Raw genomic sequence first — 22,207 nt, 5'->3', positions numbered from 1 at the left:
AGCCGGAAATGGCCGAATCTAACTATACTCGGGAATTGACTGCATGGTGGTACGACGGGTCTTGCGACTGGCGCTGCTGCTCTACTTTGCGCTGATGCTGGGCCTGATCGGGGTTCGTTACCTGCTGGTCCCCCATCTCGATTATTTCCGCCCCTACATCATTCAGCAACTGAGCCAGCGCAGCGGCCTGCAGGTGAACATGGCTGAACTGCAGGGCGACTGGCAAGGCTGGAATCCCCGCCTGCTGCTCAAGGGCCTGTCGATTGCCGAAGCGGGACAGCCGCCGCTGCTGGAGCTGCCCAGGCTGGAAGCCAGCATCAGCTGGAAGTCGTTGTTCCAGGCGTCGCTGCAACTGCGGCATCTGGATGTGCAGGGCCTGAATATTCCAATAAGGCGCGATGCCCGCGGTCACTTCTGGGTGATGGGCCAGTCCTTCCATCCCGACGACGATTCCGCGCCCGACGATCCGGATGCCTGGCAGGGGCCCGCGCGCTGGCTCCTGCAGCAGCGGGGCATACGCATCCCGGGCGCCTCCCTGGTCTGGGTCGACGAGTTGCGCGGTGCGCCCGAGCTGCGCATTCCCGATATCGAATTGCAGATGCGTTATGCGGACGGCTGGCACGAACTGGGTCTTCAGGCCCAGTTGCCGGCGGGCCTGGGCGAGTCCTTGCGGCTCGATGCGCGGGTGCGCGGCGAGCGCCGCCTGCCCGCCGGACTGGATCTGCGCAGCCTTCCCTGGGAGGCGGTCGTGCAGGGGCAGGGCGTGGACGTGGCGGGCTTGCGTCTCTGGGCGGACGTGCCGCAAGCCCTCTACCGCGGTTGGGCCGATCTGCGGGCGACGGCGCGGCAGGCCGGCGAAGCGGCGCCCATGCGCGTGCAGGCGTCGGCTTCGCTGCGCGACCTGGGCGTACAGACCGAGCAGGGCGAGCGTCTGCTGCTGCGACAGGCCGCTGTGGAAGCGGGCGGTACGCTGGAGGACATCCGAAGCGTGGCGCAGGGCGAGCCCAGCGGCCCGCTGGACTGGTCCGTCTCCTTGGCGCAGATGAGCCTGCGCGTGCCGCAGGTCTTCGCCCGGAGCCTGGACCTGGCCCAATTCAGCGGCCAGGGGCATATGCGGCGCGATGAACAGGGGCGCCTGGCGCTGGAGGACATGGATGTCGTCGTGCGCAACCGGGACCTGGAGGCGACGCTGGGCGGGCGCTGGCGGCAGGACAGCCGTTTCGAGGCCGGCGTGGCGGACTGGAGCGGCCGGCTGGACAGGCTGAACCTGGGGGCGCTGGTTCATTATCTGCCGCTGACCGTCAATCCAGACGCACGCGACTGGATGGCGGACGGCCTGGTGCAGGGCGAAGTCAGCCAGGGCTCGCTGATGCTGAGCGGCGGCCTGGATACCTTTCCCTATGGCCTGGCGCCCGAGGACGGGCGGGTCGAGATCAGCGGTCAATTGCAGGACGCCATCATCGATTACCAGCCGGCCCGTCCCGACCGGCCGGCCTGGCCGCGGCTGGAGCAGGTCGAGGGCGCGATACGCATGCGAAACGACAATCTGGAGGTGGAGGCCCGCCAGGCCCGCATGCGCATCCCGGAGCAGGACGACATCGTCATGCAGGACATCGCCACCCGCATCGACGGCATGGAAAGCCACGCTCTGCTGACGCTGGAAGGCCGCTCGCAAGCGCCTGCCGCCAGCTACCTGGGGCTGCTGCGGCAGTCTCCGCTGGACCGCTTGCTGGACGGCGTGCTGTCCGAGAGCCGGGCGCAGGGAGACTGGATCGTGCCCCTGCGCCTGCAAATCCCCTTGAATGACGTGGACCAGGCCAGCGTGCAGGGCCGCATCCAGATGGAGCGCGGGACGTTCCAGTACATGCCCGAGGCGCCGCCCGTGACGGCTTTGAAAGGTGAGCTGGCCTTCAGCGAGAAAGGCGTGAGCGCGCAGTCCCTGACCGGGCAACTGCTGGGCGGCCCGGCGCGCATCAAGGGGGTGCTTGAACCCGGCAAGCCGGGCTTGCGGATCGACGGGGAAATCACCTCCCAGGGGCTAGGGCACTATTTGAACCTGAAAGGCGCGCAGCGCCTGCAGGGCCGGACCGGCTACAGCCTGCTGCTGACCCTGGATTCCAAGGCAGCCTTCGGCATGACGCTGGAGTCCGACCTCCAGGGCCTGGCGCTGGATTTCCCGGAGCCCCTGGCCAAGCCGGCGGACCAGGCGGCGGCCCTGACGGCGCGCTGGAGCTCGGATCCGGCGGCCAAGTCCGACCTGCTGCAACTCAGCCTGGCCGGGCGCCAGACGCTGCTGGTCGATATGCTGCGCCGCCAGGGCGTGGGCAGCGGTCCTTACTTCCAGGGCGTGGCCATGGGAACGCCCGGCCTGGTGGCCTCGCCGGAGCGCGGCACGCAGGTGCATGCGCAGTACGACAGGCTGGACATCGACGCCTGGGAGCGGGTGTTGCTGGAGTTCGAACAGACGCCGGACGGCAAGCCTGCGCCGCCACGCGAGCGCCCCTTGTTTCCGGAACTGGAGCGGGTGCGCCTCAAGGCGGGTCAGGCTTTCTTCATCGGCATGCTGCTCGACGAGCTGGACCTGGACAGCACCCAGGATGCCGCCGGGCGCATGCGCCTGCGGCTCCAGGCCAGGCAGGTCGACGGGCTTCTGGAGGTCCAGCGCCAGCAGCGCAGCTACGTGGGCCTGATGACGGCGAAATTCTCCCGCCTGTATGTGGACAAGACTCGCGCCGACTGGGTGCAGCCTGAACCCGAGGGCCAGACGGTGGACGACAATCTGCAGTTGCCGGCGGTGTTGCTGCAGGTGGACGATTTGCGCATGTACGGCGTGGAACTGGGGCGGATGCAGGCCAGGGGGCGTCCCCAGGACGGGGGGCGCCAGTGGCTGCTGGACAGTTTTTCGCTGCAGTCCGAAGGCATGGTCATGAAAGGCACGGGCAAGTGGGTTCTGCGCGGCGAGCAGCGGGGGCTGCAATTGACCGCCTTGAGCGATATCAGCAATCTGGGACGCTTCATGGACAACAGCGGGCTGCCCAAGGAAGTGCTGCGCGACGGCTCGGGCACGGTGCAGGGCGCGCTCTTCTGGCAGGACTTTCCCTGGTCGGTAGACAAGGCCAGGATCAGCGGCCAGGTCAATGTGGATCTGGCCAAGGGCCGCTTCCTGAGCGTGAATTCGCGTTCGGCCAAGCTGCTGGAGCTGCTCAGCCTGCAGTCCATCGCGCGCCTGAGCCGATTGGACGTCGACCTGATCGGCGCGGCCCGTGAAGGTTTTCCTTTCGACAGCCTGACCGGGCGCATGACGCTGCGCGCAGGCAAGGTCGAGCTGGAAAATTACCGGGTCGTGGGGCCGGCGGGCACGATACGCCTGCAGGGGCAGGTGGACATCCAGGCGGAGAGGCGGGCCCTGACCGCCGTGGTGGCTCCCAATCTGGACGTCAGCGGCGCGGCCATAGCCGCCATATTCGCCGTCAACCCGGCTGTGGGCGTGGGAGCGTTCCTCACCCAATGGCTGATGCAGGCGCCCCTGAGCGAGAGCCTGTCGGTGACCTATGCCGTCAGCGGCAGCATCGACGATCCTCAGCTCAAGGAAGTGGCGGAGCCGCCCGTGCCTCGCCGCAAGCCTCGGACGCAGACCTTCATCGAACCGTGACCGCGGATCGTCGCGCACGCGCCGCCGTTCATGGCGGGGCCGGGCAAGGCCGGGGCGACGCGGCGCGCAACGCGCACCGGTATCGCGGCGGGCAAGCACCGGCCCCAGGGCCGGTGTTCTTCATCCAGAGGATTCAGTCGGTCTGCCGTTCCAGCATTTCATCCAGCGTGGCGTAATAGCACATGGACGCATGGCGCAGGTTGGAGCGCACCTGTTCGCGCGCCTGCTCGTCGTCCTTGTCCAGAAAGGCCTGCAGGATGCCGCGGGTGGCCTGCAGCGACAGCTCGCGGTAGTTCGATTCGCGCAGGGTGGCCAGGCGCACGGCTTCCACATGGTCGCTCAGGCGCATGATCATGGTGCTCAGGTGCGTATTGGGGCATAGCGTTATCCAGCTTTCCCGGAATGCGTCGTTGGCGATCATGTACTGCAGGGGATCCTGGGCGGCATGGGCTTTCTCGGCGGCGGCGGCCGCCTTGTTCATCAGCGCCAGGCCTTCCAGCCCGGCCTGCCGGCAGGCGGCCGCGGCCGCCTCGGGCTCCAGCAGCATGCGTATCTCGAAGATCTGGGCGATGTCGGCCGGCGTGAAGCGCCGCAATACGAAGCCGCGCGAGGTGCCTTCCAACAGGCCCTCGCTGGTCAGTTGCAGCAGCGCTTCGCGCACCGGCATGCGCGAGACCTGGAGTTCGGCGGCGATCTCGTGATCCACCAGACGGTCGTCGTAGGCGATCTCGCCGCTGCGCATCCGGCTGCGCAGGTGACGGTACACCTGCTGGCGTATGTTCAGTTTCGGGGCGGCGGGCTTGCTTTTATTCATTGGCTCTGGGCATGACGGTGAACAGGCAGTCGGCGTGCAAACCCTGTGCGCAGCAGTGGCGCTCCTGCACTCGGACCTCCTGATCGTAGATCAGCGCGCCGACGGCCGTAAGCATACCAACGATAGGGCGGCACAGGGGCTCATCGTGCGCGCCGAACCCCTTGGCGAAGGGGCTGTTGCGCACCTGGACGCGCAGGCCTGCGTCGGGCAGGTGTTCGATGCGCCAGGCGCCCCAGCCCAGTTGGGCGGAGATATCGACGATGCTGGCCAGCAAAGCCTGTGGCCGGCGGCCGCAGGCCTCCCAGTAGGCCCAGGCCGATTGTCCGCCCTGTTCCATCACGGCTTCGCCCAGGGCGTGCAGGGCCTGGCCGCGAGCGGGCTCGTCGAGCCGGCGGAACAATCCCATCAGCACGTCGGCGCGCAGCATGAGGTAGCGCCGGTCGGCGTCCAGGATCTGGCCGCGCTCCGCATCCCACATCAATCTGTCTTTGAATTCAGTCATTTTTAAGAAAAGTATATTGTTTTATTTGAAGATAATATATTGATTTTTAAGAATATAAATTATAGGGTAAACCATTATACATTTAATTTAAGAATAAACTATATACTTTTTTGCAAGGCGGGCTGCCGCCCTCATGAAGCACACGACAAAAGGGGACACAAGGTGAAAGCGTTACGAAAAAGCGTGATGGGACTGGCCCTGGGGGCCGCGTTGATGATGGGTTGGGGGACGGCCAGCCAGGCGGCCGGGGACGAGTTGAAGATCGCCTTTCCGGTGGACATCCCGTCCTGGGACCCGACCTCGGTCACGTTCCCGGCCGGACAGTCCATCTACAAGGCCGTATTCGATTCGCCGCTGTTCGTCGGCGACGACCTGAAGGTGGCGCCGCGCCTGATCGAATCCTGGGAATGGGCCGATGAGCAGGGGCAGGCCCTGAAGGTCAAGCTGCGCGCCAACGTCAAATTCCACGACGGCAGCGCCATGACCGCCGAAGACCTGAAGTTCACTTTCGATCGCGCCATCAACAAGAAGACGCTGGCGCTCAACGGCATGCTGCCCACGCTCAAATCGGTGGAGGTCACCGGCCCGCTGGAAGCCGTGATCCATTTCAACTCGCCCACGCCCACCGCGCCCAAGGGGCTGGCCTTCCTGTCGGCCTACATCCTGCCCAAGGCCTATTTCGAGAAAGTGGGCGAGGCCGAGTTCCTGAAGCGCCCCGTGGGCGCCGGGCCGTGCAAGCTGAGCGATTACCAGCGCGGCTCGCGCATCACGCTGGAGGCGTTCCAGGATTACTGGCAGGGCGAGCCGGCCTTGAAGCATGTGGTGTTCGACATCGTGCCGGATTCCTCGGCGCGGGTCGCGGCGGTGGAGTCGGGACGTGCCGACGTGTCGGTCCAGATCCCGGTGCGCGAGATCACCCGATTGGAAAAGAATCCCAAGCTCGAGGCCAAGGTTTACCCCTACAGCGAGATCTACATCCTGCAGATGCCCAGCTACGTGGACAGCTTCAAGGACGTGCACGTGCGCCGCGCCATGAACATGGCCATCGACAAGGCCGGGCTGTCGCGCGCCTTCTACAAGAATGCGGCCCAGCCCCTGTCGGTGCTGGCCACCAAAGGCTCGCCGGGCGATGTGCCGGACCTGGACATCCCCTTCGACAAGAAAGCCGCCGCGGAGGAACTGGCCAAGGCCGGCTACAGCACGCAAAAGCCCCTGGTCATCACCCTGTATTCCACCAACAACACGTTCCCGTCGGACTATGATGTGGCCCGCGCCGTGGCGCAGATGTGGAGCCAGATCGGGATCCAGACCACGGTGGAGGAGATCACCGTGGCCAAGTACCTGGAGCTGAGCCATTCGTCCAAGCTGACCGGGGTGATGCTGTATAGCTGGGCCAACGCCACGGGCGATCCGGAAATCTTCACCGGCCGCATCCTGGATCCGCGCCTGCGCTTTTCCACCTGGAAAGAAGAGCGTCTGGCCGGCACCCTGGACGAGCTCAATCGCCAGATGGATGAAGGCAAGCGCGTGGCGGGCTACCAGGCCCTGAACCGCGAGGCGGCCGAGCAGGCCTGGAGCCTGCCGGTGCTGCAGTCCATTTCCACCATCGCCTACAAGAAGGGGCTGAAGCTCAACACCTACCAGACCGGCTACATCCTGCCGCAGGAGTATTCCTGGCAGTAAGTGAGTATTGCATCCCGCGGCTGCCTGCCGCGGGGCTGTCCGCCGGGCCGGGTCCGGCGCTTTTCCTCCTGCGGTTCTGTTCATGAAAAACGTTTGCTTCCTGCTGGCGCGCAAGTTCGTCTTCGTGCTGGTGACGGCGTTCCTGCTGTCCATGATCGTGTTCTTCATGCTGCGCGTCATCCCCGCCGACTCGCTGGGCATGATGCTGCCGCCCTCGGCCACCGAGGCCGACGCGCAGGCGCTGCGCGTCGAGCTGGGCATGGACGGTTCGGTGCTGCACCAGTATCAGGTCTGGTTCAGCGGCGCGCTGCGCGGCGACCTGGGCAATTCCATCTTCTTTCACCAACCCGTCACCGGCTTGCTGGGCCAGGCCTTGCCGCCCACGCTGGAGCTGGCCTGCATCAGTCTGCTGATGGCCTTGCTGATCTCCATTCCGGGCGGCATCGTCCTTTACCTGCTGGACAAGAAGAAGATCGAGTTCGTGGCCGACTTCGTGCTGGTGCTGCTGCTGTCCGTGCCGTCCTTTCTGTGGGGCATCATCCTGATCGTGGTGTTCGGCGTGCTGTTTCCCGTCCTGCCTTTCATGGGCCGCATGGAGGGCACGCCGGCGCTGGACGGGGGCACCGGCTTTTTGCTGCTGGACCTGCTGGTGCGCGGGCAGTGGCAGGCCTGGTGGGACGCCTTTTCCCATTTGCTGCTGCCGGCCCTGGCCCTGGCGCTGGCCTTCAGCCCCATCGTGATCCGCGTGCTGCGCTCCAGCCTGATCGAGACCGCCAACAGCCAGTACGTGAACGTGGCCCGCCTGCGCGGCGTGCCGGAGTGGCGGGTGCTGCTGGTGCATATGCTCAAGAACGCCGCCTTGCCCACCCTGACCCTGATCGGCGTGCAGTTCGGCTTTCTGTTCGGCGGCACCTTGCTGATCGAAGTGATCTTCTCCTTTCCCGGCATCGGCAACCTGATGGTGCAGGCCATCAAGAATCACGACCTGCCACTGATCCAGGGCGTGGCCCTGGTGTTCTGCCTGATGGTGCTGGCCGTCAATTTCTGTGTGGACGGCTTGTACAGCGTCCTGAATCCGCGTCTGAGGTCCGCATGAACACGAGTTCGCTATCGTCCCTGGGGGCCCGGCTGCGGCCGGTGCTGGCCCATCCCAAAGTCCTGGCGGGCGGCATCCTGGTGCTGATCTTCGCCCTGGTGGCCCTGTTCGCGCCCTGGCTGGCGCCCAACGACCCCAATGCCCAGGACCTGCTGGCGACCTTGCTGCCGCCATCCTGGCAGGAGGGCGGGCTGGCCCAGTATCCGCTGGGCACCGACGGCCTGGGCCGCTGCATCCTGTCGCGCCTGATCTACGGCAGCCGGGTCGCCTTCCAGGTAGCGGTCACCGCCGCCGCGGGCACCATGGTGCTGGGCACCGTGCTGGCCATCCTGGCCGGCTACATCGGCGGCTGGTTCGACCGTACGGTGAGCTCCCTGGTGGTCCTGTGGATGGCCTTTCCGCCCGTGGTGTTTTCCATGATGCTGATGGTGGGCCTGGGCACGGGCTTGTTCAACGTCATCCTGGCCGTGGTGCTGGTGGACTGGACGCGCTTTTATCGCGTGGTGCGCGCCGAGGTCCTGGTGGCCCGCCAGCGTGATTATGTCTATGCCGCCCACCTGCTGGGCTTCTCGCACCTGCGCATCATGCTGCGCGAGGTCCTGCCCAGCGTGGCGCCGCTGATCGTCACGCTGTTCAGCCTGCAGATGGGCGTGGCCATCGTGGTGGAGGCCATCCTGAGTTTCGTGGGGCTGTCCGTGCCTTCGGACGTGGTGGCCTGGGGCGTCATGCTGGCCGACGGCCGGGACCAGATCTACCAGGCGGGCTGGGGCCTGATGGCGCCGGTGATGGGCATCGTATTCGCGGTGCTGGGTTTCAACCTGCCGAGCGACGGCCTGCGCACGACGCTGGATCCCAGGCTCAAGCAACGGGGAGCGCATTGATGAGCGTGCCGGTCATTGAATTCAAGCAGGTCAGCGTCAGCGTGCCTGTGCAGGGGCAGCCAGTGGAGCTGCTGCGCAAGGTGTCCTTCGCCGTGCAGGCGGGCCGCACGCTGGGCCTGGTGGGCGAGTCGGGGGCGGGCAAGAGCATGATAGGCCGGGTCATCTCCGGCATGCTGCCCAGCAATCTGCGCCTGTCCTCGGGGCAGGTCTGTTTCCAGGGCGCGCCGGTGACGGGGGCGCAGATGCGCCGCCTGCTGGGCCGCAAGATCGCCTTCGTGCCGCAGGAGCCGCTGTCCTCGCTCAATCCGGTGCTGACCATACGTCAGCAGATGATGGAGCACCTGGCGCGTATGGGCATCGCGCGGCGCGATCGTGAACGCTATTGCCTGGAGCGCCTGCACGAAGTGGGGCTGCCCGATCCGCCGTCCATCCTGGGACGCTATGCTCACGAGCTGTCCGGCGGGCAATGCCAGCGCATTCTGATCGCCATGGCGTTTTCGGGCGATCCGGAGCTGATCATCGCCGACGAGCCGACCACGGCCCTGGACGTGATCACCCAGGCGCAGATCATCCGCATCCTGCGCGACGTGCAGCAGCGTCACCGGACGGCGGTCATCCTGATCACGCACGACCTGCGCATGGCCGCGCACGTCTGCGACGAAGTGGCCGTGCTGTACGCCGGCGACGTGGTGGAGCAGGGGCCGGCGGCCGACGTGCTGGACACGCCGCTGCACCCCTACGCCTGGGCGCTGAAGAATGCCACGCCCGCCTTGACCGGTCCCCTGCTTGCCCTGCCTTCGCTGGCCGACATCATGCCGGGGCTCAAGGACATGCGCGAACTGCCTGGTTGCCGCTTCGCGCGGCGCTGCCCGACCCGCAATGCGCAGTGCGAACAGCGTCCGCCCGCACTGGAGATGGTGCGTCCGGGGCACAGCGTCAGTTGCGCCGGCGCCTGCCTGGCGGGCTAGGCGGCGGCCCGCGCCGAGCTTCATGTCTCTCCTGAACCGCCGGCTCCCGAACTGGCGCCTCTGGTGGAGTTTCGTGAAGTCGAGCGCAGCTACCGGGTGACGCGCCAAGGGCGCCGCGGCCTGATGCATGCCTTGCGTCCCCTGTCGCTGAGCGTGCGTCCGGGCGAACTGGTGGGCGTGGTGGGCGAGAGCGGCAGCGGCAAGAGCACGGTGGCGCGCCTGATGGTGGGGCTGCTGGAGCCCAGCGGCGGGCAGGTTCTGGTGCAGGGACGGCCGCGCGAGCAATTCGCGGCGGGGCAGGGCGCCTCGCTGTCGCAAACCATACAGATGGTGTTCCAGGACCCTGATTCGGCTCTGAACCCGCGCCGCAGCGTGCAGCAGTTGGTGACCCAGGTGCTGGAGCTGCAGCCGGACATGACGCCGGAGCAACGACGCCGCAAGGCGGACGAGCTGATGGCCCAGGTGGGCATCGCCCAGGATGCGGGCCAGCGGTTTCCGTCCGAGCTGTCGGGCGGACAGAAGCAGCGCGTCAATATCGCCCGGGCCCTGTGCGTTCAGCCGCGCCTGCTGGTGGCCGACGAGATCGTTTCCGGCCTGGACGTATCGGTACAGGCGCTGATCCTGAATCTGCTGCTGCGTTTGAACAAGGAGCTGGGCGTGGCGGTGGTCTTCATCTCCCATGACCTGTCCGTGATCCGCTATCTGTGCACGCGCGTGCTGGTCATGAAGAACGGCGAAGTCGTGGAGCAGGGGCCGACCGCGGAGGTCTTCGCCCGCCCTCAGCATCCCTACACCCGTCTGTTGCTGGCCAGTGTGCCGCCCGACGACTCCAGCCGGCCCTGGCCGGCGCCGCAGGCGGCCGAGGCGGACGCCGATCGGGCCGGCGCGAGCCTGGCGACCGCCCTGGCGGTCTGAATCACGTTTTACTCGCATTACACAGGAATCACTATGAGGTATGCCAACAACGAGGCCGCGCTTGCCGGCCTGGCCCAGGCCAATCAGGTGCATCGGGACGCCTACCTGGACGAGGAAGTGTTCCAGCTGGAAATGGAGCGCCTGTTCAGCCGCGCCTGGCTGTACGTGGGCCACGAAAGCCAGGTGCCCAACACCGGCGACTATATTTCGGTGACGCTGGCCCAGAGCCCGGTGATCATGCTGCGTCACGGCGACGGCTCGGTGCGCGTGGTGATGAACCGCTGTGCGCACAAAGGCGCGCGCCTGGTCAGCGAATCCAGCGGCAATGTGGGCAAGATGCTGCGCTGCCCCTACCACGCCTGGACGTATCGGCTGGATGGCTCCCTGCTGGCGGTGCCGCTGAAGAACGCCTATGAAAACACCGGCTTTGCCCAATGCCCGGCAGCGAAAGGTCTATCCACGCCCGGTGCGGTGGACAGCTACCGCGGCTTTGTCTTTGCGCGCCTGAGCGAGCAGGGGCCGAGCCTGAAGGAGTACTTCGGCGACGTGCTCCAGGCGCTGGACAATATGGCGGACCGTTCGCCCCAGGGCGAGCTGCAGGTGGCGGGCGGATCCATCCGCACCGTGATCCACTGCAACTGGAAGATGTACCTGGAGAACATCAACGACACGGTCCATCCGATCTCCACGCATGAGTCGGCCTCCAGTTCGGCCGCCAAGGTGGGCGAAGTCTTCAAGGACGAAGATCCCACTGCGCTGGAGCAATTGCTGCCGTTCGGCTCGGGCTACGACTTTTATTCGCGCCTGGGCGTGCAGACCTTTCCCAACGGCCACAGCATCCTGGGCACCAAGTTCAGCATTCATACCGATTATTCCGGCATCCCCGGCTACGAGGCCATGATGCGCGAGGCCTGGGGCGAGGAGAAAGCCGCGCGCGTGCTGGGGTTCAATCCGCAGAATGTGGTGTTCTATCCGAGCATGGCCGCCAAGGGTTCGCCGCAGATCATCCGCGTGCTGCGTCCGCTGGCGGTGGATCGCACCTTGCTGGAAGTCTGGGTCTTCCAGCCCAAGGGCGCGCCGCGCGAGATGCTCGATCGCGGCCTGACCTACAGCCGTCTGGTGTATTCGCCCATGAGCGTGGTGGCGCACGATGACGTGCATTTGTTCGAAAGCCAGCAGGCCAGCCTGAAGGCGCAGGGCAACCCCTGGGTCAACCTGCTGCGCCAGTACGACGAGCAGGAGCTGGCGCAGGAAGGCGGCGCCTTCGACGACGCCAACAATGAACGGGTGATACGCAACCAGTACCGCGCCTGGCAACAGGGCATGGCGCGGCAGGAGCAGGAATGATGAGCATGGACAGGCAGCACAGTCTGCAGGAATTCGTGTGGCAGGAAAACGCCTTGCTGGACCAGGGGCGTTTTGACGAGTGGTACGAGCTGTTTGCGCCGGACGGCCTTTATTGGATTCCCGGCGAATCGGGCCAGCAAAGCCCGCAGGGCCGCATGTGCATCGCCCTGGAGAACCGCATGCTGATGCGTCTGCGCATCGACAGGCTGTCGCATCACCGCGCTTTTTCGCTGCAGCCGGGCGTGCGGGGCCTGCGCGTGATCCAATCTCCCCGGCTCCAGTCGGAGCAGCCGGACGGGCAGGGCTGCTATACGGTCCGAACCAATCTGATCTATTCGGAGTTCCAGAAGCAGAGAACCGAGGTGCTGCCGGCCACGGCATCGTACCGGCTGCGCGAACGCGGGCAGGGCTGGGAGATCGTGGAAAAGCGCGTGGACCTGCTGAGCGTGGATGGCTACCTGCCCACCATCCAGTTGTTCATCTAGGCCTGTCATGGACGCATCGGTTTCCTATCGCAGCCTGACCTGCGCGGACATGGACGACAGCCTGGCCTACCGCCTGCTGACGTCCCTGGTCGTGCCGCGCCCCATCGCCTGGGTCTGCACGCTGGAGGCGTCGGGCAGCGTGAACCTGGCGCCGTTCAGCTCGTTCAACTACGTGGCCCATAGTCCGCCCATGCTGGCCATCAACATCAATCGCACCGAGCAGGGCGGCCTGAAGGACACGGCCCGCAATCTGCAAGCCAATGGCGAATGCGTGGTGCAGCTATGCCGGCAGTCGGACCTGGCGGCGGTGCACGCCAGCGCCGCCGAGCGTCCGTCGGGCCACAGCGAGGCCCTGGAGCTGGGGCTGTCCCTGTCGCCCGGTCAACACGTGCGCGTGCCACGCCTGGACGGGGCGGCGGTGCAGATGGAGTGCCGCCTGGACCAGGTGGTCGACCTGGGCCGGGGCGTCAACCAGCTGCATATCCTGGAGGTGCTGGCCTTCCACGTGGACCAAGCCCTGCTGGATGCCGATGGCCGGGTGGACATGCAGGCCTACCGGCCCCTGGCCCGGCTGGCGGGTCCGTATTACGCCGTGCCGGGGGAGATTTTGCGGCCTTGACCTGACTTGGTTGGTTAAAGCGGCCGTGCATGGATTCAACTCTCTGAGATGCAATGGTTCCATGTATATAGGGTGGTCGATACAGCGGTCGTTGTGAGCCGTTCAAGGCTTTAGAGGGGCAAGCCGTCAGCCCAGGCTGCCCCTCTAAAGCCTTGAACGGCGTGTTCACAAGGAGCCGCTCTGCTGTCGAACAGCCTATTTGTTTCATTGGCCGGTTCGTTTGACGGATGCTTGTGACGGCGCAAAAAAAAGACCGCCTCGTGGGCGGTCTTTTTACTACTGAGCAAGGCGCAGAATTTAATAAACACCTTGATGACGCATCGCGGTGGCCACTTTGACGAAGCCGGCGATATTGGCGCCATTGACGTAGTTGACGAAATCGCTTTCTTGACCATAGTTCACGCAATTCTCGTGGATGTCGCGCATAATGGAGTGCAGCTTGGTGTCGCCTTGTTCGCGGGTCCAGTTCAGACGCTGGGCGTTCTGGCTCATTTCCAGGCCGGAGACGGCTACGCCGCCGGCATTGCTGGCTTTGCCGGGAGCATACAGGATCTTGGCATGGATGAAGGCATCCACCGCCTCGAGGGTGCTGGGCATGTTGGCGCCTTCGGCCACGCAGCGCACGCCGTTCTTGATCAGGGTCTCGGCGTCGGCGCGATCCAGTTCGTTCTGGGTGGCGCAGGGCAGGGCGACGGCGACCGGCACGTGCCATGGGCGCTTGCCTTCTTCGTAGCGCAGGCCCAGCTGGTCGGCGTATTCCTTCACGCGGCCGCGCTGGCCGTTCTTGACGTGCATCAGGACAGCCAGTTTTTCAGGCGTGAAGCCGTCCAGGTCCACCACGCAGCCATGGGAGTCGGACACGGTCACGACCTTGGCGCCCAGGTGCATGCACTTCTCGATGGCGTATTGAGCCACGTTGCCGGAGCCGGAAACGGATACGGTCAGGCCTTCGATGGACTGGCCCTTGCGCTTGAGCATTTCTTCGGCGAAATACACCGTGCCGTAGCCCGTGGCTTCGGGACGGATCAGGCTGCCGCCGAAGGTCAGGTCCTTGCCGGTGAACACGCAGGCAGCGCTGTTGGACAGCTTTTTCATCATGCCGGCCATGAAGCCCACTTCGCGCGCGCCCACGCCGATGTCGCCCGCGGGCACGTCGGTGTCAGGACCCAGGTGACGGTACAGCTCGGTGATCAGAGCCTGGCAGAAGCGCATCACTTCGCCGTCGGACTTGCCCTTGGGATCGAAGTCGGAGCCGCCTTTGCCGCCGCCCATGGGCAGGGTGGTCAGGGCGTTCTTGAAGGTCTGCTCGAAGGCCAGGAACTTCAGGATGGACAGATTCACCGAGGGGTGGAAACGCATGCCGCCCTTGAAGGGGCCGATGGCGTTGTTGTGCTGGATACGGAAGCCGCGATTGACCTGGACCTGGCCGCGGTCGTCCACCCAGGAGATGCGGAACTGGATGGCGCGTTCAGGTTCGACCAGGCGCTCGAGCAGGCCGTGATCGGCGTACTGGGGGTTCTTCTCGATGAAGGGCCACAGGCTGGTCATGACTTCGCGTACGGCCTGCATGAATTCAGGCTGATGCGGGTCACGGGCTTGGACCTTGGCGAGGAACTGTTCTAATGAGATAAGTTTCATTGCAAGCGAACTCTGTTTGCAAGACTGAGGGTTGGATTAGAACTCAGCAGATTGAAAGATAGGGTGCACGGGAATGCACCAAGGTCATACGTCCATCGCAAGCAAGCCTCTCGGATGGAGAGGCTTGCGGATGTTCGATTTACTTCTTCATCATGTCGAAGAATTCGGAGTTGGTCTTTGTAGCCCGGATCTTGTCCAGGATAAATTCCATGGCTTCGATTTCATCCATGCCGTGGATGAATTTGCGTAGCACCCAGACCTTTTGTAGAAGGTCCGGCTTGATCAGCAGTTCTTCGCGACGGGTGCCTGATTTGTTCAGGTTGATGGCAGGGTAAATGCGTTTTTCGGCCAGGCGGCGCTCCAGATGGATTTCGGAGTTGCCGGTGCCTTTGAATTCTTCGTAGATGACTTCATCCATGCGGCTGCCGGTTTCGATCAGCGCGGTGCCGATGATGGTCAGGGAGCCGCCTTCTTCCAGGTTGCGGGCCGCGCCGAAGAAGCGCTTGGGCCGCTGCAGGGCATTGGCGTCCACGCCACCGGTCAGGACCTTGCCGGAGGCGGGCACCACGGTGTTGTAGGCGCGGGCCAGGCGGGTGATGGAGTCCAGCAGGATTACCACGTCTTTTTTCAGTTCGACCAGGCGCTTGGCTTTTTCGATGACCATCTCGGCCACCTGGACGTGGCGCGTGGCCGGCTCGTCGAAGGTGGAGGCCACCACTTCGCCGCGCACGGTGCGCTGCATCTCGGTCACTTCCTCGGGGCGCTCGTCCACCAGCAGGACGATCATGGTGGCCTCGGGGTAGTTGGTGGTGATGGCGTGGGCCATGTGCTGCATCATCACCGTTTTGCCCGACTTGGGGCTGGCCACGATCAGGGCGCGCTGGCCCTTGCCGATGGGGGCGAAGATGTCCAGGATGCGGCCGGTGATGTTCTCCTCGCTCTTGATGTCGCGCTCCAGGCGCATGGGCTGGTCCGGATGCAGCGGCGTGAGGTTCTCAAACATGATGCGATGCTTGATGGCCTCGGGCTGCATGCCGTTGACCTTGTCCACCTTGACCAGCGCGAAGTAGCGCTCGCCGTCCTTGGGCGTGCGCACCTCGCCTTCGATGGAGTCGCCGGTGTGCAGGTTGAAGCGGCGGATCTGCGACGGGGAGATGTAGATGTCGTCCGTGCTGGCCAGGTAGGAGGTCTCCGGCGAACGCAGGAAGCCGAAACCGTCCGGCAATACTTCCAGCACCCCGTCTCCGAAAATCTGCTCGCCTTTCTTGGCGTGCTTTTTCATGATGGCAAACATGAGCTCTTGCTTGCGCAAGCGGTTCGCGTTGTCGATTTCCAGAGTGGCAGCCATTTCTAGCAGCTGCGAGACGTGCAGAGCTTTTAATTCGTTGAGGTGCATGAGAGGGGAAGGGATTTCAGCAGCAGACCGCGGGCCAGCGGCGGGCCCGCGTGCGGTTAATCAGAAGGATTACAGGGAGCTGTCGAGAAACGCGCTGAGTTGCGACTTGGAAAGTGCCCCGACTTTGGTTTCGGCCACTTTGCCGTCTTTGAACAGCATGAGCGTGGGAATTCCGCGAATACCGAATTTTGCGGGGGTATCGGGATTTTCATCGACATTGAGCTTGGCAATGATAACACGGCCTTTGTACTGTTCGGCAGCGTCGTCCAGCAGGGGGGCGATCATTTTGCAGGGACCGCACCAGGCGGCCCAGTAGTCGACCAGAACGGGCAGTTCTGCTTTGAGGACGTCGTTCTCGAAGGAGGCGTCCGTTACATGTTTGATGGAATCGCTCATGGCAAGATACAAAAAAGAAGAAAGGATGACCAAAAACTATACGTGTGGCGAGGCCTGAGCACAATGTATTCTACGGTGAATTGCGACGCTCTTGTTGCCAATTTTTGACAGGATGGCATTGCTCTTTGCCGATAATGGCCCGGCAGCGGCGGGGCGTGCGCCGACAAAGCGTTTCCCCCTGGCCCATCCCCCCGTAAAATACCGTTTTTCTGATCGATCTTCCGGGAATCAAGTTGTCTACCACACGCTACGACGAATCCTCCATCCGGGTGCTCAAGGGGCTGGAACCGGTCCGCCAGCGCCCGGGCATGTACACCCGAACCGACAATCCCCTGCACATCCTGCAGGAAGTCATCGACAACGCGGCCGACGAGGCATTGGCCGGTTTCGCCAGGACCCTGACGGTCACGGTGCTGGAGGATGGCGGCATCGAGGTCGAGGACGACGGGCGCGGCATTCCGGTCGGCCTGCATCCGGACGAGCAGGCGCCGGTGGTGGAGCTGGTCTTCACCCGCCTGCACGCCGGCGGCAAGTTCGACAAGGCCGACGGCGGCGCCTATGCCTTCTCGGGCGGCCTGCACGGGGTGGGGGTGTCGGTCACCAACGCGCTCTCGCGCCGTCTGGAGGTGCTGGTCTGGCGCGACGCCCAGGCGCATGAAATCATTTTCTCCGGCGGCGAAGTCGAACGGCCCCTGACCGTGGTGGGCTCCGTGGGCAAGCGCAAATCGGGCACGCGCGTGCGCCTCTGGCCCGATCCCCAGTATTTCGATTCCGCACAGATCCCCATGGGCCAGCTCGCGCACATCCTGCGCAGCAAGGCGGTGCTGCTGGGCGGGGTCACCGTGCAGCTGGTCAACCAGAAAACCGGCCAGCAGCAGCAATGGTGCTACCAGGACGGCCTGCGCGGCTACCTGCAGGAGGAGCTGGGCGATACCGAATTGCTGGTGCCCCTGTTCGAAGGCCGCCAGTACGCGCCCCAGGACGACGACAATTTCTCGCCGGGCGAGGGGGCGCACTGGGTGGTGACCTGGACGCTGGACGGCAACATCGTGCGCGAATCCTACGTCAACCTGATACCCACCAGCGCCGGGGGCACGCATGAAGCGGGCCTGCGCGACGGCCTCTACCAGGCCGTGCGCAGCTTCGCCGAACTGCACAGCCTGATCCCCAAGGGCGTGAAGCTGCTGCCCGAGGACGTGTTCGCCCGCGCCAGCTTCGTATTGTCGGCCAAGGTGCTCGATCCTCAGTTCCAGGGGCAGATCAAGGAAAAACTGAACAGCCGGGATGCGGTGCGCCTGGTGGGCGGCTATGTGCGCAACGCCCTGGAGCTGCACTTGCACGCCCACGTGGACCAGGGCCGCAAGCTGGCCGAGGTGGCCATACGCCAGGCCCAGGCGCGCACCCGCTCGGCCCAGAAAGTGGAAAAGCGCAAGAGCTCGGGGGTGGCGGTGCTGCCCGGCAAGCTCACCGATTGCGAATCGCATGACCTGGACCGCTCCGAACTCTTCCTGGTGGAGGGCGATTCGGCCGGCGGCTCGGCCAAGATGGGCCGGGACAAGGAATTCCAGGCCATCCTGCCGCTGCGCGGCAAGGTGCTCAATGCCTGGGAAGTGGAGCGCGACCGCCTGTTCGCCAATCAGGAGATTCACGATATTTCGGTCGCGATCGGCGTGGACCCGCACGATGCGGATTCCGACCCGGACCTGTCGGGCCTGCGCTACGGCCGCATCTGCATCCTGTCGGATGCCGACGTGGACGGCTCCCACATCCAGGTGCTGCTGCTGACCCTGTTCTTCCGCCATTTTCCCAAGCTGATCGAGGCCGGCCACGTCTACGTGGCGCGTCCGCCGCTGTTCCGCGTGGACGTGCCCGCGGCCGGCAAGCGCGCCGCCCGCAAGATCTATTGCCTGGACCAGGGCGAACTGGACGCCACCCTGGAGAAGCTGCGCAACGAAGCGATCCGCGTGGAGTCGCTGAGCATCAGCCGCTTCAAGGGCCTGGGCGAGATGAGCGCCGAACAGCTCTGGGACACCACCATGAATCCGGACACCCGCCGCCTGCTGCCGGTCAGCTGGGGCGCGGACGGGCTGCCGGGCACGCAGGCCATGTTCACCATGCTGATGGGCAAGGGCGAGGCCTCCCAGCGGCGCGCCTGGCTGGAAGAAAAAGGCAATCTGGCCGAAATTGATGTTTGAGCCGGGGCAAAGAGTCATTTATGGATAGCAATCAATTGGATTTTGAGCCGGCGGGATCGGACGATCACATCACGCTGGCCACGTATGCCGAGCAGGCCTACCTGGATTACGCCGTATCGGTGGTGCGCGGCCGCGCGCTGCCCGACCTGACCGACGGGCAAAAGCCCGTGCAGCGCCGCATCCTGTACGCCATGGACGCCATGGGGCTGGGTCCGAACGCCAAGCCCGTGAAGTCCGCCCGCGTGGTCGGGGACGTGCTGGGCAAGTACCACCCGCACGGCGACCAGGCCGCCTATGACGCCATGGTGCGCATGGCGCAGGACTTCGTGCTGCGCTACCCGCTGGTGGACGGCCAGGGCAACTTCGGCTCGCGTGACGGCGACAATGCCGCCGCCATGCGTTACACGGAAGCGCGCCCGACTCCGTTCTCGCGCCTGCTGCTGGACGAGCTGGACGAGGGCACGGTGGATTTCGTGCCCAACTACGACGGCAGCCAGAAAGAGCCCGTGGCGCTGCCCGCACGACTGCCCATCATGCTGTTGAACGGCGCCTCGGGCATCGCCGTGGGCATGGCCACCGAGATTCCCCCGCACAATCTGCGCGAGATCGCCCAGGCCTGCGTGGCCCTGCTGCGCGACCCCAAGCTCAGCGACGAAGAGCTGTACCAGCTGGTGCCGGGACCCGACTTCGCCGGGGGCGGCCAGATCATCTCGCCGGCCTCGGACATCGCGGCCATCTATACGCAAGGCCGCGGCACGGTCAAGGCGCGCGCCCGCTGGGTCTTCGAGGACCTGGCGCGCGGCCAGTGGCAACTGGTGGTCACCGAACTGCCCCCGGGCACTTCGGCCCAGAGGATCCTCGAGGAAATCGAAGAGCGCACCAATCCCAAGGTCAAGAACGGCAAGAAGTCGCTGACGGCCGAACAGCAGCAGACCAAGGCCCTGATGCTCAACCTGCTGGATACGGTGCGCGATGAATCGGGCAAGCAGGCCGCGGTGCGCCTGGTGTTCGAACCCAAGTCGCGCACGATCGATCGCGACGAATTCGTCAATACGCTGCTGGCCCAGACCAGCCTGGAAGGCAGCGTGTCCATCAACCTGGTGTGCATCGACGTGGACGGCCGGCCCGGCCAGCGCTCCTTGCGCCAGATCCTGGGCAACTGGCTGGAGTTCCGCCGGCTGACCATGGAGCGCCGCACGCGTTTCCGCCTGGACAAGGTCTCGGACCGCATCCATGTGCTGGAAGGGCGCATGGTGGTCTACCTGAACGTGGACGAGGTCATCCAGACCATACGTGAATCCGACGAGCCGCGCGCCGCGCTGATGGAGCGCTTCGAGCTGAGCGAGCGCCAGGCGGACGACATCCTGGAGATGCGCCTGCGCCAGCTGGCCCGCCTGGAAGGATTCAAGATAGAAAAGGAATTGGACGAGCGCCGCAAGGAGCAGGCCGGCCTGCAGGAACTGCTGGACAACCCCAAGGCGTTCAAGCGCCTGATGATCCGCGAGATCGAAGCCGACGCCAAGACCTACGGCGACGAGCGCCGCACCCTGATCGAGGCGGCCGAGCGGGCCGTGCTGGAAACCAAGGTGGTGGACGAACCCGTCACCGTCATCATCTCCCACAAGGGCTGGCTGCGCTGCCGCCAGGGACATGGGCACGATGCCTCCCAATTCACCTTCAAGACCGGCGACAGGCTGTACGATGCGCTGGAATGCCGCAGCACCACGGACCTGGTGGCCCTGGGGCGCGACGGCCGGGTCTATACTGTGCCGGTCTCCAGCCTGCCGTCGGCGCGCGGCGACGGCCAGCCCATCACCTCCATGATCGAGGTCAGCCCGGCGGCGCCGATCGAGCACATGATGGCCGCGCCCGGCGACCAGCGCTACGTGCTGGCGGCCTCGGACGGCTATGGCTTCATCGCCAGCCACGCGGACATGAATACCCGCCAGCGGGCCGGCAAGCAGTTCGTCACCGTCGAGGCGGGCAAGTCGCTGCTCAAGCCGCTCGCCTTGCGGCCGGACGATCAGTACGTGGGCCTGCTCAGCGCCAAGGGCCGCTTCCTGGTGGTGGACATCAATGAACTGAAAGTGCTGGAGAAGGGCGGCCGCGGCACCATCCTGATGGGCCTGGACGAGGGCGACAGCCTGGCGCAGTGGGTGGCCGTCGGCGAGGCAGGCCTGGCCGTGTCGGGCATCTATCGCAAGCGCGAGTCCACCGTGCACATGGACCTGGACGCCCTGGCCGAATACCTGGGCAAGCGGGCCCGCAAAGGCAAGCAGCTGGGCGTCAAGCTCAGCGATCCTGTGCTGCACCGTCCGCAGGTACAGTAAGGTTTTGCCGCCGGGCCGTCGGAATGCCGCATCACCCAAGGCAAAAGCGCCCCCTCGGGGGGGGCAGCAAGCCGAAGGCGCAGCGTGGGGGTGTTTTTTTGCCGCCGGGCCGCCCCAAGGCAAAAACGCCCCCTCGGGGGGCAGCAAGCCGAAGGCGCAGCGTGGGGGTGTTTTTTTGCCGCCAGCCGGGGTTGTGCGCCCCGGCCGGCTTGCTTCTTTTTTTCGAGTATTGGATATGAGTTTCAAGATCACGGTACAGCCCAGTGGGCACAGTTTCGAGGTCCAGCCCGGGCAATCCGTGCTGGATGGCGCCCTGAACGCGGGCATCGTCCTGCCGTACAGCTGCCGCAACGGCACCTGTTCGTCCTGCAAGGGCAAAGTGCTGGAGGGCGACTACGATGCCGGCCGCGCACCCGAGCAACTGCTCAGCGACGAGGACCGGGCGGCGGGCTATACCCTGTTCTGCCAGGCCAAGCCGGCCACGGACATGGTGATCGAATCGCACGAGATCCGCATGGCATCGGACATCCAGATCCGCAAGATGCCTTCGCGCGTGGCCGGGCTGGAGAAGGTGCGCGAGGACGTCATGATCGTGCGCCTGCAGATGCCGACCTCCGAGCCTTTCCGCTATTACCCCGGCCAGTACCTGGAGTTCATACTGAAGGACGGCAGCCGCCGCAGCTATTCCATGGCCACGCCGCCGCGCGAGGACAACCAGGTTGAGCTGCACATCCGCCACATGCCCGGCGGGTTGTTCACCGATCACGTGTTCGGCGCCGGCGCCACGGCCATGAAGGAGCGCGAGATCCTGCGCGTGGAAGCGCCGCTGGGCTCTTTCTTCCTGCGTGAGGACAGCGATGCGCCCATGGTGTTCCTGGCCAGCGGCACCGGCTTCGCCCCCATCAAGGCCCTGATCGAGCGCCTGCGCCAGACGGGCAGCCGGCGCGAGATCGCATTGTACTGGGGCGGGCGTCGTCCGGGCGATCTTTATCAGTCCGAGCTGGCCGAGCAGTGGGCGGCGGACATGCCCAACCTGCGCTACATCCCCGTGGTGTCGGATGCCAGGCCCGAAGACGGCTGGACCGGACGCACGGGCTTTGTGCACCTGGCCGTGCTGCAGGACCTGCCCGACCTGTCGGGCTGGCAGGTGTATGCCTGCCGCGCTCCGGCCATGGTCGAGTGCGCGCGCCGCGACTTCGTCGAGCCGGCCGGCCTGAATCCGGACGCCTATTTCGCGGACGCCTTCACTTCTTTGGTCGACGTCAAGTAAGCGACGCCGACTTCCACGCA

The 22,207-nt window shown here is 65.1% G+C and carries 17 protein-coding genes; 12 read left to right on the top strand and 5 right to left on the bottom strand.

Going from position 1 to position 22,207, the window contains the following annotated elements; genetic code table 11:
• Positions 1-43: 43 nt before the first annotated feature.
• Entirely contained in the window at positions 44-3,652 is a 3,609-nt protein-coding gene (locus ACWPWO_RS09940; RefSeq protein WP_454006481.1) for a YhdP family protein, read from the top strand.
• Positions 3,653-3,785: 133 nt separating this feature from the next.
• Here ACWPWO_RS09940 and ACWPWO_RS09935 read toward each other — a convergent pair whose 3' ends face one another.
• Together ACWPWO_RS09935 and ACWPWO_RS09930 are read right to left on the bottom strand one after the other, a co-directional pair.
• Positions 3,786-4,466: a GntR family transcriptional regulator gene (locus ACWPWO_RS09935; RefSeq protein ID WP_454006480.1), complete on the bottom strand. Its 681-nt coding sequence runs from the start codon at positions 4,464-4,466 to the stop codon at positions 3,786-3,788.
• Positions 4,459-4,968: a V4R domain-containing protein gene (locus ACWPWO_RS09930; protein ID WP_454006479.1), complete on the bottom strand. Its 510-nt coding sequence runs from the start codon at positions 4,966-4,968 to the stop codon at positions 4,459-4,461. Before ACWPWO_RS09930 ends, ACWPWO_RS09935 begins: the two co-directional genes overlap by 8 nt.
• A gap of 186 nt (positions 4,969-5,154) precedes the next feature.
• Here ACWPWO_RS09930 and ACWPWO_RS09925 point away from each other — a divergent pair, with 186 nt between their 5' ends.
• The 8 genes from ACWPWO_RS09925 to ACWPWO_RS09890 all read left to right on the top strand — a co-directional run bounded on the left by ACWPWO_RS09925 (position 5,155) and on the right by ACWPWO_RS09890 (position 12,962).
• Positions 5,155-6,651: an ABC transporter substrate-binding protein gene (locus tag ACWPWO_RS09925; RefSeq protein WP_454007471.1), complete on the top strand. Its 1,497-nt coding sequence runs from the start codon at positions 5,155-5,157 to the stop codon at positions 6,649-6,651.
• An 82-nt stretch (positions 6,652-6,733) separates the two neighbouring features.
• Entirely contained in the window at positions 6,734-7,747 is a 1,014-nt protein-coding gene (locus tag ACWPWO_RS09920) for an ABC transporter permease (RefSeq protein WP_454006478.1), read from the top strand.
• Positions 7,744-8,628, top strand: coding sequence for an ABC transporter permease (locus tag ACWPWO_RS09915; RefSeq protein ID WP_454006477.1), 885 nt, complete (start codon positions 7,744-7,746; stop codon positions 8,626-8,628). The genes ACWPWO_RS09920 and ACWPWO_RS09915 overlap by 4 nt, the downstream gene beginning before the upstream one ends.
• Positions 8,628-9,596: an ABC transporter ATP-binding protein gene (locus ACWPWO_RS09910; protein ID WP_454006476.1), complete on the top strand. Its 969-nt coding sequence runs from the start codon at positions 8,628-8,630 to the stop codon at positions 9,594-9,596. Before ACWPWO_RS09915 ends, ACWPWO_RS09910 begins: the two co-directional genes overlap by 1 nt.
• A 63-nt stretch (positions 9,597-9,659) precedes the next feature.
• On the top strand, positions 9,660-10,511 hold the full coding sequence (locus ACWPWO_RS09905; protein WP_454006475.1) for an ABC transporter ATP-binding protein: 852 nt from the start codon (positions 9,660-9,662) through the stop codon (positions 10,509-10,511).
• A gap of 33 nt (positions 10,512-10,544) precedes the next feature.
• Positions 10,545-11,858 (top strand): aromatic ring-hydroxylating dioxygenase subunit alpha, encoded by a 1,314-nt coding sequence (locus tag ACWPWO_RS09900; protein ID WP_454006474.1) that lies wholly within the window; start codon positions 10,545-10,547, stop codon positions 11,856-11,858.
• Positions 11,855-12,343 (top strand): aromatic-ring-hydroxylating dioxygenase subunit beta, encoded by a 489-nt coding sequence (locus ACWPWO_RS09895; RefSeq protein WP_454006473.1) that lies wholly within the window; start codon positions 11,855-11,857, stop codon positions 12,341-12,343. The genes ACWPWO_RS09900 and ACWPWO_RS09895 overlap by 4 nt, the downstream gene beginning before the upstream one ends.
• Before the next feature lie 7 nt (positions 12,344-12,350).
• Positions 12,351-12,962 (top strand): flavin reductase family protein, encoded by a 612-nt coding sequence (locus tag ACWPWO_RS09890; protein WP_454006472.1) that lies wholly within the window; start codon positions 12,351-12,353, stop codon positions 12,960-12,962.
• 297 nt (positions 12,963-13,259) lie between these two features.
• Here the strand turns inward: ACWPWO_RS09890 and gdhA are convergent, their stop codons facing one another.
• From gdhA to trxA, 3 genes are all read right to left on the bottom strand, one after another.
• Positions 13,260-14,600: an NADP-specific glutamate dehydrogenase gene (gdhA, locus tag ACWPWO_RS09885; RefSeq protein WP_454006471.1), complete on the bottom strand. Its 1,341-nt coding sequence runs from the start codon at positions 14,598-14,600 to the stop codon at positions 13,260-13,262.
• A gap of 139 nt (positions 14,601-14,739) precedes the next feature.
• The gene (gene rho / locus ACWPWO_RS09880; RefSeq protein ID WP_394060420.1) at positions 14,740-15,996 is read right to left on the bottom strand and encodes a transcription termination factor Rho; all 1,257 of its coding nucleotides are present in this window, start codon (positions 15,994-15,996) and stop codon (positions 14,740-14,742) included.
• 69 nt (positions 15,997-16,065) lie between these two features.
• On the bottom strand, positions 16,066-16,392 hold the full coding sequence (trxA, locus tag ACWPWO_RS09875) for a thioredoxin TrxA (protein WP_394060418.1): 327 nt from the start codon (positions 16,390-16,392) through the stop codon (positions 16,066-16,068).
• Positions 16,393-16,625: 233 nt separating this feature from the next.
• Between trxA and ACWPWO_RS09870 the strand changes: the two genes are divergently transcribed.
• The 3 genes from ACWPWO_RS09870 (at position 16,626) to ACWPWO_RS09860 (ending at position 22,187) form a co-directional block, all read left to right on the top strand.
• Positions 16,626-18,587 carry a DNA topoisomerase IV subunit B gene (locus ACWPWO_RS09870; RefSeq protein ID WP_454006470.1) on the top strand — a complete coding sequence of 654 codons (1,962 nt, stop codon included), beginning with the start codon at positions 16,626-16,628 and terminating at the stop codon, positions 18,585-18,587.
• Positions 18,588-18,607: 20 nt separating this feature from the next.
• Entirely contained in the window at positions 18,608-20,917 is a 2,310-nt protein-coding gene (gene parC / locus ACWPWO_RS09865; protein ID WP_454006469.1) for a DNA topoisomerase IV subunit A, read from the top strand.
• A 235-nt stretch (positions 20,918-21,152) separates the two neighbouring features.
• On the top strand, positions 21,153-22,187 hold the full coding sequence (locus ACWPWO_RS09860; RefSeq protein ID WP_454006468.1) for a CDP-6-deoxy-delta-3,4-glucoseen reductase: 1,035 nt from the start codon (positions 21,153-21,155) through the stop codon (positions 22,185-22,187).
• Positions 22,188-22,207: the final 20 nt, after the last annotated feature.

It is taken from the genome of Alcaligenes sp. Marseille-Q7550, from assembly GCF_965112015.1.
Note: the sequence above shows the minus strand (reverse complement) of the source record. Positions and strands in the feature narration are given on the sequence as shown.

Coding starts and splice junctions, on each gene's coding strand:
- ACWPWO_RS09940 (WP_454006481.1), top strand. CDS start 44: ATGGTGGTACGACGGGTCTTGCGACTGGCGCTGCTGCTCTACTTTGCG.
- ACWPWO_RS09935 (WP_454006480.1), bottom strand. CDS start 4,466: ATGAATAAAAGCAAGCCCGCCGCCCCGAAACTGAACATACGCCAGCAG.
- ACWPWO_RS09930 (WP_454006479.1), bottom strand. CDS start 4,968: ATGACTGAATTCAAAGACAGATTGATGTGGGATGCGGAGCGCGGCCAG.
- ACWPWO_RS09925 (WP_454007471.1), top strand. CDS start 5,155: ATGGGACTGGCCCTGGGGGCCGCGTTGATGATGGGTTGGGGGACGGCC.
- ACWPWO_RS09920 (WP_454006478.1), top strand. CDS start 6,734: ATGAAAAACGTTTGCTTCCTGCTGGCGCGCAAGTTCGTCTTCGTGCTG.
- ACWPWO_RS09915 (WP_454006477.1), top strand. CDS start 7,744: ATGAACACGAGTTCGCTATCGTCCCTGGGGGCCCGGCTGCGGCCGGTG.
- ACWPWO_RS09910 (WP_454006476.1), top strand. CDS start 8,628: ATGAGCGTGCCGGTCATTGAATTCAAGCAGGTCAGCGTCAGCGTGCCT.
- ACWPWO_RS09900 (WP_454006474.1), top strand. CDS start 10,545: ATGAGGTATGCCAACAACGAGGCCGCGCTTGCCGGCCTGGCCCAGGCC.
- ACWPWO_RS09895 (WP_454006473.1), top strand. CDS start 11,855: ATGATGAGCATGGACAGGCAGCACAGTCTGCAGGAATTCGTGTGGCAG.
- ACWPWO_RS09890 (WP_454006472.1), top strand. CDS start 12,351: ATGGACGCATCGGTTTCCTATCGCAGCCTGACCTGCGCGGACATGGAC.
- gdhA (WP_454006471.1), bottom strand. CDS start 14,600: ATGAAACTTATCTCATTAGAACAGTTCCTCGCCAAGGTCCAAGCCCGT.
- rho (WP_394060420.1), bottom strand. CDS start 15,996: ATGCACCTCAACGAATTAAAAGCTCTGCACGTCTCGCAGCTGCTAGAA.
- trxA (WP_394060418.1), bottom strand. CDS start 16,392: ATGAGCGATTCCATCAAACATGTAACGGACGCCTCCTTCGAGAACGAC.
- parC (WP_454006469.1), top strand. CDS start 18,608: ATGGATAGCAATCAATTGGATTTTGAGCCGGCGGGATCGGACGATCAC.
- ACWPWO_RS09860 (WP_454006468.1), top strand. CDS start 21,153: ATGAGTTTCAAGATCACGGTACAGCCCAGTGGGCACAGTTTCGAGGTC.